Raw genomic sequence first — 18,323 nt, forward strand, 5'->3', positions numbered from 1 at the left:
GTCAGGCTTGGTTGTTTAGGTGGGAAAGAAATGCCGCGGCGGGAAGCAAAAGACCGGCTGCGAACCGCCGGCCCATTCTGCGGCGTCCCCCAGTCCCGCCGGGGCACTTTTGGCAGCCTGAGAACGGCTCCGCGTCAGCGCCAAGGGGTCGGATTCACGGTTGCTGCAGCGTACCGCCAGGAATAACGAGGGTACCCTGGCCTGGCCTTGAGTATCTGAAGCCTATGAAGAACAAAGCAACGATGATCAAACAAATGACGATGACCGCGACGACGCTGCCAGGATCGTGTCCGGTATCTGGCGGTTGGACCATTGCCTTCCCGTATGGCTATCGCCGCTGACCTTCTTCATCTTCCAACCGAGCATGACGACTGTCAATGGATACAGGAGTTGCGCCCGCCATCCAATCAGCCGACTGCAGCGTCGATCACGTTGCGCGCTTGCTGACCGAAGCTGATGATGGACCTAACCACAGCTTGTTCCCAAGCACGCTTCCATCGCTGCGAAGCGTTGAAGGGCGGCGATCCACCGCGGCTTAGTCAGGCCGGAAACAGGAATGCAGCAGCGGGATCGAAAAAGACCTGCCGGCTGCAGGGCCACACATCCTGCGATTGCATGGCGGCGGAGGTCGGCCTGATGTCAACCTCCTGTCCAGCGGCGATGCGCGCGACGATCCGCCGGCGCTCGCCGTAAAATGCGATGTCGACGATCTCGACATTCAGTTCCGCGCTCGCCGGGCTCCGCTCCATGCTAAAGGCTTCGGGCCGGATCATCAGCCTGGTCTTCTGGCCTTTGCCGAACGTGCCGTTGGCCCTGACTCCGGATATGACCGAACCGTCTGTCATGCGGATCGTTGTCGTGCCGTTGGTGGTGCCGAGATGTTCGGCGGCGAGGAAATTCGAATTGCCGATGAAGCCGGCGACGAAATCGGTCGCTGGCCTGAGATAGAGATCCTCGCCGGTGCCGGTCTGCTCGATGCGGCCATCCTTGAACAGGGCGATTCGGTCCGACAGATGCAGCGCCTCTTCCTGATCGTGGGTGACGTAGAGAATGGTGACGCCGGTCTGGCGATGGATGCGGCGGATTTCGCCCTGGATTTCCTCGCGCAGCTTCTTGTCGAGCGCCGACAATGGCTCGTCCATCAAAAGGATCGGAGGATCGTAGGCCAGCGCCCGGGCCAGCGCGACGCGCTGCTGCTGGCCGCCCGACAGCGCATCGGGTAAGCGTCCGGCAAAGCTTTCGAGCCGCACCAGGGCCAGCATGTCGGCGACCTTTTTCTTCACCTCGGCGTCCGGCCGGCGGCGAACCCGCAGCGGAAAAGCGACGTTTTCGGCCACCGTCAGATGCGGAAACAGCGTGTAGCGCTGGAAGACCATGCCGATGTTGCGCTTGTGCGAAGGCACTGCAAGCAGTGATTTTCCTTCCAGCAAGACATCGCCGGAAGTCGGGTCCTGAAAGCCGGCGATCGCGTAGAGCGTCGTCGATTTTCCCGAACCGGAGGGCCCGAGGAAGGTCAGGAACTCGCCCCTGGGAATGTCCAGCGTGACGTCGTGCACGGCGACGATCGCCCCGAACGCCTTGCGCAGATTGCGGATGGAGAGGAAAGGGTGGGTCATGTCCGGAACTTTCGCTGCAGCAGCGCCGTCATCACCATCAGGGCAAGCGTCAGCCCGACCAGCAGGCTGGAGGCAGCGGCGATCACCGGACTGAGGTCCGACCGCAGACTGCCCCAGATCTTGACGGGCAAGGTTTGCAAGCTGGGGCTGGCCATGAAGATCGCCACCACGACTTCGTCCCACGAGGCGAGGAACGAAAAAATCGCGGCGGAGAAGATGCCGATCCGGATCGACGGCAAGGTGATCCTGAGCCTGGCCTCGAGCGGGCTTGCCCCGCAGACGATTGCCGCGTCCTCGATCGACTTGTCGAACCCTTCGAGCGCGGTGGCGATCGGAATGATGGCGAAGGGCAGCGCCAGCACGGTGTGGGCGATGACGAAGCCGATGGTGGTGCCGCCGAGGCCAAGGCGAAGGAAGAAGGCGTAGATGGCGATGGCGAAGACAACGACGGGCAGAACCATCGGCGTCAGCAGCAGGCCGCGCAGGATCTCACGTCCGGCAAACCTTCCGCGAACCAGGGCAAAGGAGGCGAGCAGGCCGATCGCTACTGCCAGGATCGCCGTCATGGTGGCGATCCGAGCGCTGGTCAGCGCGGCGTCGAGCCAGGCCGGATCGGCAAAAAGCTCCTGGTACCATTTGAGCGTCCAGCCGGGCGGCGGAAAAGCCAGCCAGCGCGACGAGCCGAAGGAGAGCAGAACAATGAAGACCACCGGCAACAGAAGAAAGCCAGCGACCAGCGCGGTGAAGCCGAGCAGGGCAACCCGTAGCCAACCCATGCGGTCATAGTCGAGCAGCATCTCAGATGCCTCCGCTCGTGCGCCTGGCACCGACAAGGCGCAGCTGCAGTGCATAGAGAACCATGGTGACGACAAGCAGGATGAAGGCAGCGGCGCTGCCGAGCCCCCAGTTGAGCAGCGACTGGACCATCTGCGCGATCATTTCGGCAAGCATCATGTTCGACGTGCCGCCGAGCAGTGCCGGCGTTACGAAGTAGCCGAGCGACATGACGAAGACCATCAGGCCGCCGGCCGCGACGCCGGGCAGCGACAGCGGCACGAGGATACGGCGGAACGCCTGGAAAGGGCTTGCGCCGCACAGCGACGCCGCACGCAGCGTCATCGGATCGATCGCCCGTAACGTGCCGACCAGCGGCAGGATCATGAAGGGCAGCATGATATAGACCATGCCGATAGTGACGCCGGTGAGATTGTTGATGAGCGGCAGCGGGTGGTCGATGACGCCGATGGTCATCAGCGTCCGGTTGATGACGCCGGTACGCTGCAGGAGCACCATCCAAGCATAGGTGCGGGTGAGCAGGTTCGTCCACATCGACAGAATGATGATGCCGAAGATGATCGAGGCCAGTCCCGAAGGCATGATTGCCAGCATCCAGGCGACCGGAAAGGCGACAAGGACCGTGGCGACGGTGACCAACGCCGCGACCAGGAATGTGTTGAAGAACACCCGCGCATAGGTGCCGTCACCAAGCAGGGCAGCATAGTTCTGCAAGCCTGGCTCGGGCTCCGTGACACTGCGCAAAAGCAGCGCCAGCACGGGGATGACGAAGAACAGCATAATCAGAATCAGGGCCGGCAGCAGGCCATTGAGACCTGCCGGCACCCGCACCGTTCCAAAGTTCCGGCGTGTTTCGACCGACATGACAGCGACCCGGCTACGGGACGAGACGGCGCGAACCGTCTCGTCCATTGCGGTTCAAGGGCGGGCTTATTTCGCCTGCCAGGCATACCAGCGCGCGGCGATGGTGTCGCGATTGGCGGCCCAGTAGTTCATGTCGAGATTGATCTGCCCGCCGACATGAGCGTCCGGCAGCGATTTCACGGCATCGGCCGGCATCTCTGCCTTGGCCTTGGTATTGATCGGCGCATAACCGCTGGCTTCGGCAAATTTGGCCTGGCCGGCGGGGCTGCTCGCCGCGGCGAGGAATTTCATCGCCGTATCCTTGTTCTTGGCACCCTTCGGTACCACCAGAACGTCGGCTGCGGTCAGGTTCTGGTTCCAGGAGACGCCGACATCGGCGCCATCCTTGTCCAGTGCGAAGACGCGGCCGTTCCACAGCTGGCCGAACGTTGCTTCGCCGGATGCGATCAATTGCTGCGACTCCGCCCCGCCGCTCCACCAGACGATGTCCGACTTGATGGTGTCGAGTTTCTTGAAGGCGCGATCGAGATCCAGCGGATAGAGCTTGTCCGCCGGAACACCATCGGCCAGCAGCGCGATCTCGATGACACCGGGCGCCGACCATTTGTAGAAGGTCCGCTTGCCCGGGAACTTCGTCAGGTCGAACATGTCGGCCCAGCCGGCCGGTTCACCCGAAACGGCGCCCTTGTTCCAGGCGAGCACGAAGGAATAGTAGAAACTGCCGACGGCGTGATCGGTGGTGAAGCGCGGATCGAGGTCGGCCTTCGGCACGGTCTTGAAGTCGATCGGCTCGAGCAGACCGTCCTTGGCCGCCTTGATGGCGAAATCCATCTCGACGTCGACGACGTCCCAGTTGACACTGCCGCTGTCGATCATCGCCTTCAGCTTGCCGTAGTCGGTCGGGCCGTCCTGCATGACCTTGATGCCGGATGCAGCGGTGAACGGCTCGGCCCAGGATTTGGTCTGCGCTTCCTGGGTCGTCCCGCCCCAGCTGGTGAACACCATGTCCTCGGCCTTTGCGGCCGTCGTTGCCGGAACTGTCGTTGCAATAAATCCGGCAAGGAAGCCGGTGATGATCAGTTTCATTGTCGTTCTCCTCTGTTGTTTTCGTTGTTGTCTGTTCGCGATCGGTCGTTTTCGCCTTGATCGCGCATCTCCGGCCAGCGGCGGCTACCGCATGACAAAAGGATCGGGAATCGGGTCGTCGGAGGTGCGTATCCACACCGATTTCGAACGCGTGTAGTCGCGGATCGCATCGAGGCCGCCCTCGCGGCCGAGCCCGGATTGGCCGTAGCCGCCAAACGGAACCAGCGGCGAGACCGCCCGATAGGTGTTGATCCAGACCACGCCGGCATGGATGCCGCGCGCCATGCGGTGGGCTTTTGCCAGATTGGTGGTGAACACGCCGGACGCCAGGCCGAATTTCGTGTCGTTGGCGAGCGAAAGCGCTTCAGCTTCGCCGTCGAAGGCTAGCACACAGAGCACCGGGCCGAAGAGCTCTTCGCGCACGCAGGCAAGGGTCTGATCAGGCGCGTCGATAATCGTCGGCGCGTAATAGAAGCCGTCCGCCATGCCCGCGGGGCGAATGCCGCCGGTGACCAGTTGCCCGCCCGCGGCCAGGCTTTCAGCAATGATCTTCTCTATCCATTCGCGCTGGCGCGAGGTGGCGAGCGGTCCCATTTCGATCGCGGGATCCTGCGGATCGCCAATCCTGATCGCCTCGGCTTTGCGCTTGAGCCGGGCGAGGAATTCGTCCTTCACGGAGCGCTGGACCAGCAGCCGAGAGCCGGCGACGCAGCTCTGGCCGGTGGCAGCGAAGATGCCGGCAACGACCGCGTTGGCGGCGCTGTCCAGATCGGCATCGGCAAACACCACGACCGGGCTTTTGCCGCCGAGCTCGAGCGTCGTGAAAGCGAGGTTTTCCGCCGTATTCCTGACGATCTGCCGAGCGGTCGAGGGACCGCCGGTGAAGGCGACGCGGGCGACGAGCCGATGACTGGTCAGCCGGTGACCGCAATCGTGGCCGAAGCCGGTCAGGATGTTCACGGTCCCGGCGGGAAATCCCGCCTCATGGACGAGTTCGGCGAAGGCCAGCAACGGGGCAGGGCCGTCTTCCGATGCTTTCAGAACGATGGTGCAGCCGGCCGCCAGCGCCGGCCCGAGCTTGACGGCGGACAGGAAGAGCTGCGAGTTCCACGGCACAATGGCGGCTACGACGCCAATTGGCTCCGGCCGGATGGTCACTTCCATGTCGGCCTTGTCGATGGGGACAAACGAGCCCTCGTGCTTGTCGGCCAGCCCGCCATAATAGCGGTAATAGTCGCCGACATAGGCGATCTGGGCGCGGGTCTCGCGGATGATCTTGCCGGTATCGCGCGTCTCGAGTTCCGCCAGCCGGTCGGCATTGGCGACCACCAGATCGCCGAGCCGCACCAGAAGCTTGCCGCGTGCCGTTGCCGTCATTGCCGGCCACGTGCCGGAGCCAAGCGCCCGGTGAGCAGCTTCGACGGCGCGGTCGACGTCATCAGACGATGCAGCGGGCATCTTCGCCCATGGCGCGCCCGTCGAGGGATCGATGCTGTCGAAGGTCGCCGCCACTTCGACGAAGCTGCCGTCAATATAGTTCCTGAATTGAGTGGTGCTCATCGCAATCCAGCTTTCGGCTCGGAAAAGGCCGGCATCACCCTGTCGATGAAGAGCTGCAGCGATTTCTTCTTGCGCCGATGGGAAAGGCCGCTGTCGATCCAGATCGAATACTGATCGTAGCCGAGCGCTTCGTAGGCCTTCAGCCTGGCGATCACCTCGTCGGCTTCGCCAATGACCAGGTTCTGCTTGATCTTGTCAGGCGCATATTGCGGCATGGCCGCGATCTCGTCTTCGGTCAGCGCTTCCATTATGCCCTGGTGCACCGGCTTCTTGTTCTGGAACCAGGCGCCGAACTGGCAGTAGAACTGCGACAGATCCTGCGCGAGCCGGTCAGCCTCCGCGGCATCCTCGGCGACGAAAGTATGCATCAGCAGCATGATCTCCGGCCTTGGTACGTCGGGGTGGGCATTACACGCCGCGTTGAAACGCTCCATCAGGCTGGCCACTTCGCCATCGCCGGAGGCAAGCGGCGTCACCTGGACGTTGCATTTGCTGGAAACCGCAAAGTCGTGCGAGTTCGGATCGCGTGCGGCCACCCAGATCGGTGGATAAGGCTTTTGCAGCGGCTTGGGCGACGAGGTGGTTGAAGGAAACGACCAGAACTCGCCGGCGAGTTCGAAATCACCATCCCAAAGGCCCCGGATCGCCGGCACCATCTCGCGCATACGCTGGCCGGCACCCCAGGCCTCGAGGCCTGGGAAAAGCCGCTGGTATTCGTAAGCGTAGGCGCCGCGCGCAATGCCGATGTCGAGACGGCCGCCGGTGACGACGTCGGCCATCGCTGCTTCGCCGGCAAGCTTGATCGGGTGCCAGAACGGCGCGACGATGGTTCCTGTTCCGAGCCGGATGCGCCTGGTTTTGGCGGCGAGCCAGGCGATGTTGATGAACGGGTTCGGCGAGATGGTGAATTCCATCCCGTGATGCTCGCCGATCCAGGCAGTCTCGAATCCTGCCTCTTCCGCCTGCAAAACCAGCTCCTCCAGCTCGCCGACAAGCTCGGAATGCGGCTTTGCCAGATCCGATCGCTCCATGTGCACGAAAAGCGAAAACTTCATCGGTTTCACCCGCGGCCGGAAATAGGAATTTGAGAAGGCGCGGGCTTGGCGAGCGGCCGGACTTCGCCTTCGACCTCGTTGCCGACATAGACGCCGAATGCATCTTCCGTACGTTCGCGCGCATAGCGGGCAAGCATCGAACGCACTGCGGGATCGGCGATCTTCAGATCCGCGATCTTCTCGAGGTCGACAAGCCGCATCTGGCGATCGTCGGAATAGGATCCCTCGACCGTTCCGCGATAATAAACATGCGTGCGCCAGGGTTCGGCGGCATCGTCCCACACCGCGAACAGGAAGCCGAGCTGGGCGTCTATGGCCCTGGCGGCAAGGCGCCCTTTGAGGCTGCGCGCATCGTTGGGCGTGCCCAGTCCGCGCCCCGCAGGCAATTCATAAATCCCGTCGGCTGTTTGGACGAACAGCACACGGCCCTCGTTCTCGAGAATGGCGCCGACCTCCGTATCGGGGGGCGCCGCCGCCAGCGCCTCCTGGCTGAGGCCAGGCGTGACGTAGGTGCCTCTGCAATAACCGAGGGGCTGGGCTCCGTTGTGGCTGAAGTCGCGGACGCGGCCGATGAGGATCGAGTGATCGCCAGCATCGACCAGCTGCTCCATGCCGCAATCGAACACCGCAACGGAGCCGTCGATCAGCGGATTGCCGGTCCGGCCCGGTTGCCAGCTCACGGCCGCGAACTTGTCCGCTGCTTTGGAAGCGAAGATGCCGGAATGAGCCTTCTGGTCCTCTGACAGGATGTTGATGGCGAAACCTCTCGACGTCGAAAAAGCACTGTGCCCCAGCGCCCTCTTGGCGATGCAGACAAGCACCAGCGGCGGCTCGAGTGAGACCGAGGTGAAGGAGTTGGCGGTGAAGCCGCGCGGTTCGCCTTCCGCTCCGATCGTTGTGACGATGGTGACACCGGTCAGGAAGGAGCCGAGTGCGCGCCGGAATTCGCCGCTGTCAAAGACTGCATCCGTCTCCGGCCTCACGCCAGCGTCTCCTGCCGTGTCGAGAAATTCCATGATGTGTTTGGTCACTTTTTCAGGTGAAGCCATTGCCATCATGTGCCTTTCTCCATTGAGCACGAGGCATTGGCTGTGCGGCGCAAGCCTCGCCATCGCCGCCGACATGGCCGGGGTCGAATTGCTGTCCTGCGACCCGGTCATGAACAGGGCCGGTGCGGCAAGACCGGGGAGGGCATCGGCATGCTCGGCATCGGCACGGGCAAAGAGGCGATAGGTGCGCGCGTAGCCTTCGGGGTCGACCCTTTCAAGGGCGGCGCGCGCGGTAGAGGCCGCCCCGATAAGGTTCGCCGGCAGCGGGTCGCCGAACCAGCGGGCAAGCGTAGCCGCAATGGCGGAAGGGTTGCCATGGGTGCCGAGCGCGGCCGCACGCTCGCGTACGGCCTGCGCCAAGGCCGCGGGGCGGCGGAATACCGCATTGAGACAGACGATGGAGCGAACGCGCGAAGGGGTGCGAAGGGCGATCTCCAGAGCGACCAGCGCGCCCATCGAATGGCCAACGATCGACACCGACGCCACGCCAAGATGGTCGAGAAGGCGAACCGCCTGATCGGCGAAATCCGACAGGCTGGCTTCTTCCGGCGGCAGCGGTGAAACGCCGTGGCCGAGCATGTCGATGGCGATCAGGTCATGATGGTCTTTCATCGCCGCGATCTGATCGTGCCAGATCGCGGCGTTCATGCCGACACCGTGAATGAGCAGAACCGGCGCGCCGGAGCCGGCGCGGATGAAGCCGGTGCCGTCCGGAGCCGTGTCCCGGACCCATGCGGTGGCAGCGACGTCAGCCATGCAGGTCGCCGACCTCCTTGAGGTCCTGATAGCGGTCGCCGATACGATGGTGCGGGCGGCCGCCAATCGAAGCGCCAAGCGCCACTACCAGCTCATCGGGCGCGGGCGCGTCGCCGATTTGGAAATGTACGGTCAGATAGTGGGAGCGGCGGCCTTCGTCGTTCTTGTCCATCAGCGGGATCATGATCGGGGTGTTCGGCCCTCCGCGCAGATTGGTGAAGGCGAGATAGGTCTTGGCGCCGACCGCGCGACGGTAATGGTTGCCGAAATGCAGCGTATGGATCAGCGCCGATGCATGCTCGATCTCGCCCGCCGTGCCGCAGACCGCGGCCTTGCCGTAGCCCTCTATCGCGTCGCCGGAACCGGCGACGGCGATGATTTCGCGGGTCAGCAGTTCACCGAGGACGGGAGCAATGGCGCGGATCTCCGTCGACAGGTCGTCGGTGAAACCGCGGCCCGCCCAAGGGTTTGTCAGCACGGCGGCGACGCCGATCAGACGCAACGGTTTTGGGGCTTCCTTGCCGCCCTCGATTAACGTGTTCTCGATATAGGTGACGATCTTTCGAATGGCTGGTTTCATGAAGTCCTCGGTCGCCACGGCGCTGTGCAGCGCCGAAATCTTTACGTCATCTTATGGTATACCATACTATGGAGCACCAGAAGCCTTGTCAATCGGCTATGGAATCTGTTTTGTGGCCGGATCGGGGTAGGGAGAGAAAATGTCAGGCGATACGCTGCGGATCGACCGCTCTGCCAAGACGCTGAGGACGCTGGCGCTGGAGCGCATGCGTGAAGCGATCATGGGCTTCTATTTCCAGCCTGGTGAAAGGCTGGTCGAGCGGCCGCTATGCGATCAGCTCGGGGTGAGCCGTTCCGTCGTGCGCGAGGTCCTGCGGCAGCTGGAGGCGGAAGGCCTGGTGCAGATGATACCGGGCCACGGACCCGCCGTGGCCAAGCCGGATCTCGGCCGCACCGACGAAATCTATGAATTGCGGGCGCTGCTCGAGGGCATCGCGGCGCGGGCTTGCGCCCTAACGGCCACGGACGCGCAGATCGCTTTGCTCGATGCCGCCTTGAGGAACCTGCTTGAGGCGTGGGCGTCCGGTGCGCCTGTCGAGGTGATGCGGGCAACGACCAAGTTCTACGAAACGCTGTTCGAGGCGGCGGACAAGCGCATTGCCTGGGAAATCGTGACGGGGCTGAATGTCCGCATCAACCAGCTCCGCTCAATGACGATCGCGTCGGAGAACCGCCGCGAGCCGGCGATCGCCGAAATGACCGAAATCATGGATGCAATCCGGTCGCGCAAGCCGGACGAGGCGGAGGCGGCGGCGCGGCGGCATGTCGAATCCGCGTGGCAGATCGCCCGCAACACGCTTCGCCTTGGCTGACTGGTATGCCGCCGGCGGTCCATCGTTCCACGGCAGGCATCTAACTGGTGCGTACAGTGACATGTGTGACATGCCAATTTGCTTTCAGTTGCGGCGGCAAAATCGTATATCGGGTCAGTTAGGTGTGCATCTCTTGCCAAATTGCTCTGTCATTCGAACGGAGTATCGGACGGACTGAGACAGAAAAAATAGTAAAATGAATATGTTACGCCACAAAGTTGCCGTGGCGCCGATGATGGATTGGACGGACCGGCACTGCCGGTTCTTCCATCGCCAGCTGACGCGCGAGGCGCTGCTCTATACCGAGATGGTGGTGGCCGATGCGGTCATCCACGGCGCACGCGAGCGGCTGCTCGGCTTCGACGACAGCGAACATCCGGTTGCGCTGCAACTCGGCGGCGCCGATCCGGGAAAGCTGGCCGAGGCGGCGCGCATCGGCGAAACCTTCGGCTATGATGAAATCAACCTCAATGTCGGCTGCCCGTCCGACCGCGTCCAGTCGGGCACCTTCGGCGCCTGCCTGATGAAGACGCCCGTGCTCGTCGCGGATTGCGTCGCGGCAATGAAGGCGGCGGTGAAAATACCGGTTACCGTCAAGTGCCGCATCGGCGTCGATGAGCAGGATCCGGAACCGGCACTCGATGCGTTGGCCGATGCTGTTTTCGCGGCCGGCGCCGACGCGCTGTGGGTGCACGCCCGCAAGGCCTGGCTGGAAGGACTGAGCCCAAAGGAAAATCGTGACATCCCACCGCTCGACTATGACCGCGTCTATCGGCTGAAAGCCAGAAAACAAAACAAATTCATCGGCATCAACGGTGGCATTCAATATCTCGCAGAGGCGCTGACGCATCTCGACCATGTCGATGGCGCCATGCTCGGCCGCGCCGCCTATCACACGCCAGGGATACTGACCGGCATCGATGCCGCGTTTTACGGCAGCACAGCTGAGTCGTTCGATTTTGCCGCACTGATCGATGCCATGGCGAATTACGCGTCACGCCATATCGAGCAGGGCGGACGGCTCGGGCATGTCACCCGGCACATGGTCGGGCTGTTTCACGGCCTGCCCGGTGCACGCCGCTATCGGCAGATCCTGTCCACCGAGGCGACAAAGCCCGGTGCCGGACCGGAGGTGATCAAGACGGCTTTCGCAGAGGTCGATTTCGGCCGGACCGCAGAGGCGGCCTGAGGAAAAACTTAATCCCGCAAAATCATGCGATCGCCGCGTACGTCGAAACCCGATAGTGAGCCGATGAAATTCATACCGAGAAGGCTCTGGCCGAGCGTGCCTGGTGCGGCGATCATGATGGGCATGTCCTTGCGCACGATGCCGCCGATCGACAGTTCGTCGGTTCGCACCGCCGCCGCGCGTGTCATGCCGTTGGCGGTAGAGATCGGTATGGTGAAGCGGAGAGCCGCCGAATTGAACCCGACCGCCAGCGCGTCCTCGGCGGTCAGAACGGTGCTGGTCGCGCCGGTATCGACAACCGTCAGGATCGGCGTGCCGTTGATCGTGACGCGCGCTTCGAAATGGCCGCTGCCGGCCTTGTCCAGGGTGACTGTGGCATGGCCTTCTTCCACGCCCAGCGCCAGCGGACTGCCGGGAACAAGGCCGGCGGTGACGCGGCTGGCGAAATCCTGCAACTCATAGCGGTACTGATAGCCGGCGATCAGCGCCAGCACGATGGCACCCCAGGCGCCGAGGCTGCGGGCCATGGTGCCCAACGGCCTGCCCGATCTGACCAGGCCGGCGCCGACGAGTGCCGCTAAGGCGCCAAGCCAGATCAACTGGCTGAAATCGTAATTCTCGATGCCGAACGTACTGCCGGCGGAATCGTTGAGCATGAGCAGGAGCACACCCGCCCCGATCGCGACGATCAGAATCCACAACAGTCGGTTCATCTCTGCGGCCGGTTCACGAGAGGGCGTCGCGTTCGCGTGCCATGCGGCTGCGACGGGTTTCCCGGCGGGGGCGTCGCTCGACCGTTTCCAGCCTTGCCGGCAGCTCGGCCATGACGCTGCGGCGGGTTTGCGGGGTCATGTCGATCCAGGCGGCGATTTCCTCGCGCGTGCGCCCGCAACCGAAACAGAAGCCGGTTTTCATGTCGATCGAGCAGACCAGGATGCACGGGGATTCAATGGCCGTCATAAGGATTTCCTTGGCTAGCCTCCACATGGTGCAACGACAAAGTCAATGCAAGCCCTCCGGGAAGCGCCGCCAACGAATGCTTTCGCGTCAATACCGCCAAGTTGTACCAGGCCTGGAGGTTGTGCCGGCTTGAGGTTGTGCCGGCTGGCCAAGGCGGCTATGCCGCTCACCAATCCACACGGACGATTGCCATCGACATGACCAGCGCGCTGCCTTTCGACGATTTTCGCGACCTCCTGGTGAGCCTGCCGCCGGGAGATATGGCGGCCAAGGCCCGCGTGCGCCAGTTGTTTGCCAAGGCAGACAAGCCCAAAGGCTCGCTTGGCCGCATCGAGGACATCGCCGCCTGGCTTGCCGGGTGGAGCGGCCGCGCGCCGCCGGCGGTGACGCGGCCATTGGTGGCGATCTTTGCCGGCAATCATGGCGTCACCCGCCACGGCATTTCGCCGCGCCCCGCCGCCGCCACGGCAAATGCAGTCGAGCTCTGCGCCGCCGGCGGTGCAGCGATCAACCAGATCTGCATCGCCAACGATCTCGGCTTGAAGGTGTTCGATCTGGCCCTGCACATTCCGACAGCCGACATTACGGAGGATGCGGCACTGGACGAGCGCGGTTGTGCCGCTACCATGGCCTTCGGCATGGAAGCGATTGCCGGCGGTACCGACCTGCTTTGCCTTGGCGACCTCGGCGTCGGCAATTCGACTGTCGCCGCGGCCCTTTGCACGGCACTGTTCGGCGGCACCAGCGCCGACTGGGTCGGCCCTGGATCAGGGGCGGACGCGGCGATGCAGAGGCGCAAGGCGGAGGTGGTCGATGCCGCGGTCGCGTTTCACGGCGCGAGCCTCAAGGACCCGCTGGAAGCGCTGCGCCGGGTCGGCGGGCGGGAATTCGCCGCGATCTGCGGCGCCATTCTGGCGGCGCGGATGCAGAAGATCCCGGTGCTGCTCGATGGGTTTGCGGTGACTGCGGCCGCTGGTGTCCTACATACCGCCAACCCCGCCGCGCTCGATCATTGTCTCCTCGCAAGCCTGTCGCCAGAGTCTGGTCATGCCAAGGCCGCCGAGCGCCTCGGCCTTCGCCCGCTGCTCGATCTGGGCGTCAGTCAAGGCGAGGGGGTAGGGGCGGCGCTTGCCGCCGGCCTGGTCAAGGCGGCCGCGCTGACCAGCTCCGGCATGGCAGCCGCGGTCCGCGGTTAAGCATTCAGCGCCGGCGCGAGGCAACCGCCTTGGTCGGCAGCGCCGGCAGTTCCTCCATCACCCGGCTCAGCGGGAAGATGGCGATCGCCTCGGTGCCTTCGCGCAGCCTGGAATGGAGCTGGAATTCGCCGCCATGCATGGCCAGCAGGCCTTGCACGATCGGCAGGCCAAGCCCGGTGCCCTGTTCGGCGCTCTTGATGGCGATCGAGCCCTGGCCGAAGGCCGAAAGCACGATCGGAATCTCGTCTTCCGGTATGCCCGGCCCATTGTCCCTGACGGAGAGATATTGCCCGCCGCCCGCCGTCCAGCCGACGCGCACGCGGATTTCGCCGCCGGTGGCGGTGAACTTGATGGCATTGGACAACAGGTTGAGCGCAATCTGCCGCACCGCGCGTTCGTCGGCGAACAAGCGCGGCAAGGCGTTTTCGAAATCCTGGACGATGCGGATGTCCTTGTTGCGCGCCTTCAGCTCCATCATGTGGCAGCAATCCTCGACGACGGAGAGCAGCATCATCGGCTCCTCGTTGAGCTGGTAGCGGCCCGCTTCGATGCGCGACAAATCGAGAATTTCGTTGATCAGGTCGAGCAGATGCTGTCCGGAGTCGTGCACGTCACGGGCATAGTCGCGATAGGTCGGGTTGCTCATCGGGCCGAGCACCTCGTTGGCCATCACTTCGGAAAAGCCGAGAATGGCGTTGAGCGGCGTGCGCAGTTCGTGGCTCATCGAGGCCAGGAAACGCGATTTCGCCAGATTGGCGTCTTCCGCCCGCCGCCGTGCCTCGTCCGACATCGATTTCGCCGTCTCCAGTTCGGCGATCAGCGCATCCTTTTCGGAGCGGAACGACAGCAGCATCAGCGAGGAACGGTTGAGCTGGCGCGCTACATAGGCGAAGAAAGGCAACGAGGCGATCAGCAAGCCTGCCATGATCACTTCGACCGGCATCCATAATTTCGCACTGGCATAAGCATAGATGGCGACCGGGAGGGCGAAGGTCGCCAACAGCGCACCGCGCAGGGACGAGGCCAGGATCGCGGTTGCCGACATGGCGAGCAGCAGCACCACCGCCTTGGCGACCTGGAACTGATCCATTTGGCAAGTTTCGCAGCCGAGCCATGCGAACCAAGCCCAGCCAAGCCCGCACAGAAAATGGCCGATCAGGAAATCCCTATGCGTTTCCAGCGGGTTGAGTTCGGACGCTTGAGTGACGCGTCTGGCCATGAATGCAACGATGGTATAGCAGATGAATGTGAACAGCGCCCAGACGCCGATCTCCTTGCCGATGCCCGCGAGCAAGCCTGCCGCGGCCGTTGTCAGAACGAGCAGCGGAATGACGATCACGCCGCCGGTCATCGAAAGCGCGTGGAGCTTCAACAGCTCGCGGTCGAAGTCGGGATTTCCGGCTTGTTGCGAAAGACGGTCGCGCGTCTTGCGCACCGCGCGCGCGACATCGCTGTTGCGATGGCGTTTCCTGCGGTCCACAATAAACTTGTCCGCCGTGGTCGAGCGTTGCAGGGGCATGAAGTCTTCAATTTACGCGGGCAGCAATTTCAAATCGTTAAGCTACGTTCGAATGATTAACCAACGGTTTGCCATATGAGCCGTTCGTGGTCGCGATGGCCGCGCCAGCGATACTATGCGCCACGTCCGCGAAGCCTGTGGCGCCGACTAATGGACTATGGGCTGACACTCATCGTGCTCGGCCTGCTGATCCTCCTGGCGGCGCGCCTCGACCGGGCGGAGACGCGCCAGACGGAGGGCGTGGCCATTGTCAATGACGGTGATAGCATCACCCTCGGCAGCGAGCGTGTCCGCATGCGTGGCATCGACGCGCCGGAATATTCGCAGATCTGCCGCAAGAACGGTGCCGACTATCCCTGCGGCAAGCTCGCGCGGCAGTCCCTGGTGCGGTTGATAGCCGGCAAAGCGGTCTCCTGCAGCGGCTGGCAGCGCGACCGCTACGGCAGGCTGCTCGGCGACTGCAAGGCCGGCGGCAAGGATCTCAACCGCGCACAGGTCGAGGCCGGCTGGGCGGTCGCCTTTGGCGACTTCGAGACCGAGGAAGCTGCTGCGCGCGCGGGCAAAGCCGGCATCTGGGGCGGAACTTTCGACGAGCCGAAGAACTGGCGCGAGAGCCACGGCCACGAGCTGGTCGAAAGAAAGCACGGCACCTTGGCGTCGATCGGCGATGCCTTGCGTGAAATTTTTCGCTTCTGGTGAGTTGTGCTTATGGTTCGTCGGGACGGACGAGGAGGATGGAGATGAAGCTGTTCGACGGCGGGCGCGCGCCCAATCCACGTCGGGTTCGGATTTTTCTGGCCGAAAAGGGACTTCAGGTTCCGTTGGTGCCCGTAGACATGGGCGCGCTGGAGCACAAAGAGCAGCCGGTCAGCTCGCGCAATCCGCTGAAGCGTCTGCCGGTGCTCGAGCTCGATGACGGCACCATCATCACCGAATCCGTCGCAATCTGTCGTTACTTCGAGGAACTGCACCCCGAGCCGGCTTTGTTCGGGCGTGGCGCACTCGGCAAGGCAATCGTCGAGATGTGGCAAAGACGTGTGGAGTTCAATCTGTTCGGCTGCGTCGCCGCGGCGTTCCGGCACATCCACCCCGCAATGAGGGAATGGGAGATCCCGCAAATCCCCGAATGGGGCGAGGCCAACAAGCCGAAGGCGATCGAATTCCTGAGATTTCTGGACACTGAGCTCGCCGGCAGGGAATTCGTCGCCGGCGATGCCTATTCGATCGCCGACATCACCGGGCTGGTCGCCATCGACTTCATGAAGCCGGCTCGCATCAAGGTACCCGAAGAGTGCACCAACGTGCTGCGCTGGCATCAGGCAATCTCGAGCCGGGCGAGTGCCGCCGCCTGACAATGAATTCCGAATGAGCGAAGAGTTGGAAACCTTGACGGCGCGGGTACGCGCCTGCCGCATCTGCGTCGATAAGCCGGCCGGCAGGCCGTTGCCGCACCAGCCGCGTCCGGTGCTCAGGCCATCTTCGAGCGCCCGCATCCTGATCGCCAGCCAGGCGCCGGGTACCAAGGTTCACATCACAGGGATGCCGTTCACCGACGCCTCCGGCGACCGGCTGCGAAGCTGGCTGGGCGTCGGCAGCGAGGAATTCTATGACACGGAGAAGTTTGCCATCGTGCCGATGGGCTTTTGCTTTCCCGGTCAGGACGCCAGGGGCGCCGACCTGCCGCCGCGCCGCGAATGTGCGCCGGCATGGCGCACATCGCTGATGGCGCTGATGCCGCAAGTCGATATGGTGCTGACGATCGGCATCTACGCGCAAAGCTGGCATATGGGCGCGGCGCGCCGTCCCTCGCTGACGGAAACGGTCATGGATTGGCGTGCCATCTGGGCGGCGGCAACCGACCCGAAAGTCCTGCCGCTGCCGCACCCGTCCTGGCGCAACACCGGCTGGCTGAAGCGCAATCCATGGTTTGAAATGGATTTGCTGCCCTTTCTGAGATCGGAAATCCGCTATCGCCTCGGCTAGGCATTCAGCAAGAAATCACTCGCTTTCGCACTATGCGGCAGAATTTCTTTCTTGTAATAGGCTCGAGCAAGAGGGATTATGGTAATCCATTCCTCGAAGCGCGCCGCGCATGAGGGGACGCGCGTTAAATTCTTGTTTTTATGCATGTCGTTGTGCCAAGGCCGCTGCGCACTTGGACGACTTGCATCAGGGGAGCACCCAATGGACCGCCTTGATAGAAAAATTCTCCGCCTCCTGCAGGAGGATGCGACGCTTGCAGTCGCCGACGTCGCCAAGAAGGTCGGCCTGTCGACGACGCCGTGCTGGCGGCGCATCCAGAAGCTCGAGGAAGAGGGCGTCATCAAGCGGCGCGTCGCCATCCTCGATCATGAAAAGGTCAATGTGCGGGTCACGGTGTTCGTCTCGATCCGCACCAATTCGCACAGCCATGAATGGCTGCGGCGCTTTTCGGAGGTCATCCAGGAATTCCCGGAAGTGGTCGAATTCTACCGCATGAGCGGTGACGTCGACTATCTCCTGCGCGTCGTGGTGCCCGATATCGCCGCCTATGATGCCTTCTACAAGCGGCTGATCGCCAAGATCGAGATCCGCGACGTGTCGTCTTCCTTCGCCATGGAGCAGATCAAATACACGACCGAGATGCCGCTGGATTACATGATGCTCGACAAGGAGTCCGGCGCCAACGCCGCCTGAGATTCTTCGGCTTAGTTCTTCTTTTTGTTGAGGAAACTCCAGGGCGAGTTGACCGGCAGCGTGATCGTGTCCGGCACGGTGTCGACATTGACCACCTCGGCCTTGCGCACGGTGTAGCCCGACTGGATGACGCTGATGCCGTCAAGGATGAAAAGCTGGCTCTTCTCCATGCCCGGCCGTAATGCGCCGGTCACCGAAACCGGCTGGTAGGCCTCGGACATCCTGTAAGGGTGTGCAGGCGTGACGAGGACGATCTGGTTGGGCGGCGGCGTCGGCATGTGGCTGCAGGCTCCCGTCCACGGCACCAGCAGGAATTGGTAGATGAGATCACCATCGCGGTCGACTGGCAGCGCATAGCCTGCGAGTTGCACGGTCTTGTCCTGCAAGTTGAGTGAGAGCGTCTCGCCATGATCCGGCATTTTGGCCGCGATCATTGGCAGTCCGACGCTTTCGGCGGCTGCCTGGGTCGCCGGGCGCAGATCCTTCCAGAAAATATGCATGGTTCCGGCGGAAGCGCTTGCCGCGATCGCGGACGCCAACAAGGCAGTTGCCATGATCGTGCCTGATTTAAAACGGTTGCTCATCGCTGCTCCGCCGTTGAGCCTTGATCT

Annotated in this window: 18 protein-coding genes and 1 pseudogene; 7 read left to right on the forward strand and 12 right to left on the reverse strand. The window is 63.0% G+C overall.

The annotated features are described in order from the left end of the window. Positions 1-539: 539 nt before the first annotated feature. From NKI58_RS23160 to NKI58_RS23195, 8 genes are all read right to left on the reverse strand, one after another. Positions 540-1,616, reverse strand: a complete 1,077-nt coding sequence (locus NKI58_RS23160; RefSeq protein ID WP_352593633.1) for an ABC transporter ATP-binding protein — start codon at positions 1,614-1,616, stop codon at positions 540-542. Further along, complete coding sequence (locus tag NKI58_RS23165; RefSeq protein WP_352448865.1) at positions 1,613-2,413, reverse strand: ABC transporter permease; 801 nt, start codon at positions 2,411-2,413, stop codon at positions 1,613-1,615. Before NKI58_RS23165 ends, NKI58_RS23160 begins: the two co-directional genes overlap by 4 nt. Before the next feature lies 1 nt (position 2,414). Next, positions 2,415-3,275, reverse strand: coding sequence for an ABC transporter permease (locus tag NKI58_RS23170; protein WP_023674991.1), 861 nt, complete (start codon positions 3,273-3,275; stop codon positions 2,415-2,417). A gap of 66 nt (positions 3,276-3,341) precedes the next feature. Then, entirely contained in the window at positions 3,342-4,361 is a 1,020-nt protein-coding gene (locus NKI58_RS23175; protein WP_023674992.1) for an ABC transporter substrate-binding protein, read from the reverse strand. Between the two features lie 84 nt (positions 4,362-4,445). After that, positions 4,446-5,921 (reverse strand): aldehyde dehydrogenase, encoded by a 1,476-nt coding sequence (locus NKI58_RS23180; RefSeq protein ID WP_023674993.1) that lies wholly within the window; start codon positions 5,919-5,921, stop codon positions 4,446-4,448. Further along, a complete protein-coding gene (locus NKI58_RS23185; RefSeq protein ID WP_023674994.1) occupies positions 5,918-6,976 on the reverse strand; it encodes an LLM class flavin-dependent oxidoreductase in 1,059 nt (352 codons plus the stop codon). Before NKI58_RS23185 ends, NKI58_RS23180 begins: the two co-directional genes overlap by 4 nt. 5 nt (positions 6,977-6,981) lie before the next feature. Continuing rightward, positions 6,982-8,781 carry an alpha/beta fold hydrolase gene (locus NKI58_RS23190; RefSeq protein ID WP_352593627.1) on the reverse strand — a complete coding sequence of 600 codons (1,800 nt, stop codon included), beginning with the start codon at positions 8,779-8,781 and terminating at the stop codon, positions 6,982-6,984. Further along, complete coding sequence (locus tag NKI58_RS23195) at positions 8,774-9,361, reverse strand: amino acid synthesis family protein (RefSeq protein ID WP_352636735.1); 588 nt, start codon at positions 9,359-9,361, stop codon at positions 8,774-8,776. Before NKI58_RS23195 ends, NKI58_RS23190 begins: the two co-directional genes overlap by 8 nt. Before the next feature lie 139 nt (positions 9,362-9,500). Here NKI58_RS23195 and NKI58_RS23200 point away from each other — a divergent pair, with 139 nt between their 5' ends. Then, complete coding sequence (locus NKI58_RS23200; RefSeq protein ID WP_352593622.1) at positions 9,501-10,172, forward strand: GntR family transcriptional regulator; 672 nt, start codon at positions 9,501-9,503, stop codon at positions 10,170-10,172. 196 nt (positions 10,173-10,368) lie between these two features. Continuing rightward, positions 10,369-11,361, forward strand: a complete 993-nt coding sequence (dusA, locus tag NKI58_RS23205; RefSeq protein ID WP_352785140.1) for a tRNA dihydrouridine(20/20a) synthase DusA — start codon at positions 10,369-10,371, stop codon at positions 11,359-11,361. A gap of 8 nt (positions 11,362-11,369) precedes the next feature. Here the strand turns inward: dusA and NKI58_RS23210 are convergent, their stop codons facing one another. Together NKI58_RS23210 and NKI58_RS23215 are read right to left on the reverse strand one after the other, a co-directional pair. Then, positions 11,370-12,074 carry a TIGR02281 family clan AA aspartic protease gene (locus NKI58_RS23210; RefSeq protein ID WP_023674999.1) on the reverse strand — a complete coding sequence of 235 codons (705 nt, stop codon included), beginning with the start codon at positions 12,072-12,074 and terminating at the stop codon, positions 11,370-11,372. Positions 12,075-12,087: 13 nt separating this feature from the next. Continuing rightward, entirely contained in the window at positions 12,088-12,321 is a 234-nt protein-coding gene (locus NKI58_RS23215; protein WP_031193575.1) for a DUF1289 domain-containing protein, read from the reverse strand. Positions 12,322-12,518: 197 nt separating this feature from the next. Between NKI58_RS23215 and NKI58_RS23220 the strand changes: the two genes are divergently transcribed. Next, entirely contained in the window at positions 12,519-13,517 is a 999-nt protein-coding gene (locus NKI58_RS23220) for a nicotinate-nucleotide--dimethylbenzimidazole phosphoribosyltransferase (RefSeq protein ID WP_023675001.1), read from the forward strand. 4 nt (positions 13,518-13,521) lie between these two features. Here the strand turns inward: NKI58_RS23220 and NKI58_RS23225 are convergent, their stop codons facing one another. Then, a complete protein-coding gene (locus NKI58_RS23225; protein WP_352785137.1) occupies positions 13,522-15,036 on the reverse strand; it encodes a sensor histidine kinase in 1,515 nt (504 codons plus the stop codon). A 75-nt stretch (positions 15,037-15,111) separates the two neighbouring features. Between NKI58_RS23225 and NKI58_RS23230 the strand changes: the two genes are divergently transcribed. From NKI58_RS23230 to NKI58_RS23245, 4 genes and pseudogenes are all read left to right on the forward strand, one after another. Continuing rightward, a complete protein-coding gene (locus NKI58_RS23230) occupies positions 15,112-15,735 on the forward strand; it encodes a thermonuclease family protein (RefSeq protein ID WP_352785134.1) in 624 nt (207 codons plus the stop codon). Positions 15,736-15,776: 41 nt separating this feature from the next. Next, positions 15,777-16,388: a glutathione S-transferase gene (locus NKI58_RS23235; RefSeq protein ID WP_352785132.1), complete on the forward strand. Its 612-nt coding sequence runs from the start codon at positions 15,777-15,779 to the stop codon at positions 16,386-16,388. Next, positions 16,328-17,019: pseudogene (locus tag NKI58_RS23240) on the forward strand (uracil-DNA glycosylase family protein). Before NKI58_RS23235 ends, NKI58_RS23240 begins: the two are co-directional and overlap by 61 nt. 201 nt (positions 17,020-17,220) lie before the next feature. Then, positions 17,221-17,712 carry an Lrp/AsnC family transcriptional regulator gene (locus tag NKI58_RS23245; protein ID WP_023675006.1) on the forward strand — a complete coding sequence of 164 codons (492 nt, stop codon included), beginning with the start codon at positions 17,221-17,223 and terminating at the stop codon, positions 17,710-17,712. 11 nt (positions 17,713-17,723) lie between these two features. Here the strand turns inward: NKI58_RS23245 and NKI58_RS23250 are convergent, their stop codons facing one another. Continuing rightward, positions 17,724-18,296 carry a DUF3299 domain-containing protein gene (locus NKI58_RS23250; protein ID WP_352593608.1) on the reverse strand — a complete coding sequence of 191 codons (573 nt, stop codon included), beginning with the start codon at positions 18,294-18,296 and terminating at the stop codon, positions 17,724-17,726. Between the last annotated feature and the right edge of the window lie 27 nt (positions 18,297-18,323).

Source organism: Mesorhizobium sp. M0522 (assembly GCF_040321085.1).
Taxonomy (GTDB): Bacteria; Pseudomonadota; Alphaproteobacteria; order Rhizobiales; family Rhizobiaceae; genus Mesorhizobium.

What these genes read in the sequence shown, in the direction of transcription:
- NKI58_RS23160 (WP_352593633.1), bottom strand. Translation starts at nt 1,616, where the DNA reads ATGACCCACCCTTTCCTCTCCATCCGCAATCTGCGCAAGGCGTTCGGG.
- NKI58_RS23165 (WP_352448865.1), bottom strand. Translation starts at nt 2,413, where the DNA reads ATGCTGCTCGACTATGACCGCATGGGTTGGCTACGGGTTGCCCTGCTC.
- NKI58_RS23170 (WP_023674991.1), bottom strand. Translation starts at nt 3,275, where the DNA reads ATGTCGGTCGAAACACGCCGGAACTTTGGAACGGTGCGGGTGCCGGCA.
- NKI58_RS23175 (WP_023674992.1), bottom strand. Translation starts at nt 4,361, where the DNA reads ATGAAACTGATCATCACCGGCTTCCTTGCCGGATTTATTGCAACGACA.
- NKI58_RS23180 (WP_023674993.1), bottom strand. Translation starts at nt 5,921, where the DNA reads ATGAGCACCACTCAATTCAGGAACTATATTGACGGCAGCTTCGTCGAA.
- NKI58_RS23185 (WP_023674994.1), bottom strand. Translation starts at nt 6,976, where the DNA reads ATGAAGTTTTCGCTTTTCGTGCACATGGAGCGATCGGATCTGGCAAAG.
- NKI58_RS23190 (WP_352593627.1), bottom strand. Translation starts at nt 8,781, where the DNA reads ATGGCTGACGTCGCTGCCACCGCATGGGTCCGGGACACGGCTCCGGAC.
- NKI58_RS23195 (WP_352636735.1), bottom strand. Translation starts at nt 9,361, where the DNA reads ATGAAACCAGCCATTCGAAAGATCGTCACCTATATCGAGAACACGTTA.
- NKI58_RS23200 (WP_352593622.1), top strand. Translation starts at nt 9,501, where the DNA reads ATGTCAGGCGATACGCTGCGGATCGACCGCTCTGCCAAGACGCTGAGG.
- dusA (WP_352785140.1), top strand. Translation starts at nt 10,369, where the DNA reads ATGAATATGTTACGCCACAAAGTTGCCGTGGCGCCGATGATGGATTGG.
- NKI58_RS23210 (WP_023674999.1), bottom strand. Translation starts at nt 12,074, where the DNA reads ATGAACCGACTGTTGTGGATTCTGATCGTCGCGATCGGGGCGGGTGTG.
- NKI58_RS23215 (WP_031193575.1), bottom strand. Translation starts at nt 12,321, where the DNA reads ATGACGGCCATTGAATCCCCGTGCATCCTGGTCTGCTCGATCGACATG.
- NKI58_RS23220 (WP_023675001.1), top strand. Translation starts at nt 12,519, where the DNA reads ATGACCAGCGCGCTGCCTTTCGACGATTTTCGCGACCTCCTGGTGAGC.
- NKI58_RS23225 (WP_352785137.1), bottom strand. Translation starts at nt 15,036, where the DNA reads ATGCCCCTGCAACGCTCGACCACGGCGGACAAGTTTATTGTGGACCGC.
- NKI58_RS23230 (WP_352785134.1), top strand. Translation starts at nt 15,112, where the DNA reads ATGAGCCGTTCGTGGTCGCGATGGCCGCGCCAGCGATACTATGCGCCA.
- NKI58_RS23235 (WP_352785132.1), top strand. Translation starts at nt 15,777, where the DNA reads ATGAAGCTGTTCGACGGCGGGCGCGCGCCCAATCCACGTCGGGTTCGG.
- NKI58_RS23245 (WP_023675006.1), top strand. Translation starts at nt 17,221, where the DNA reads ATGGACCGCCTTGATAGAAAAATTCTCCGCCTCCTGCAGGAGGATGCG.
- NKI58_RS23250 (WP_352593608.1), bottom strand. Translation starts at nt 18,296, where the DNA reads ATGAGCAACCGTTTTAAATCAGGCACGATCATGGCAACTGCCTTGTTG.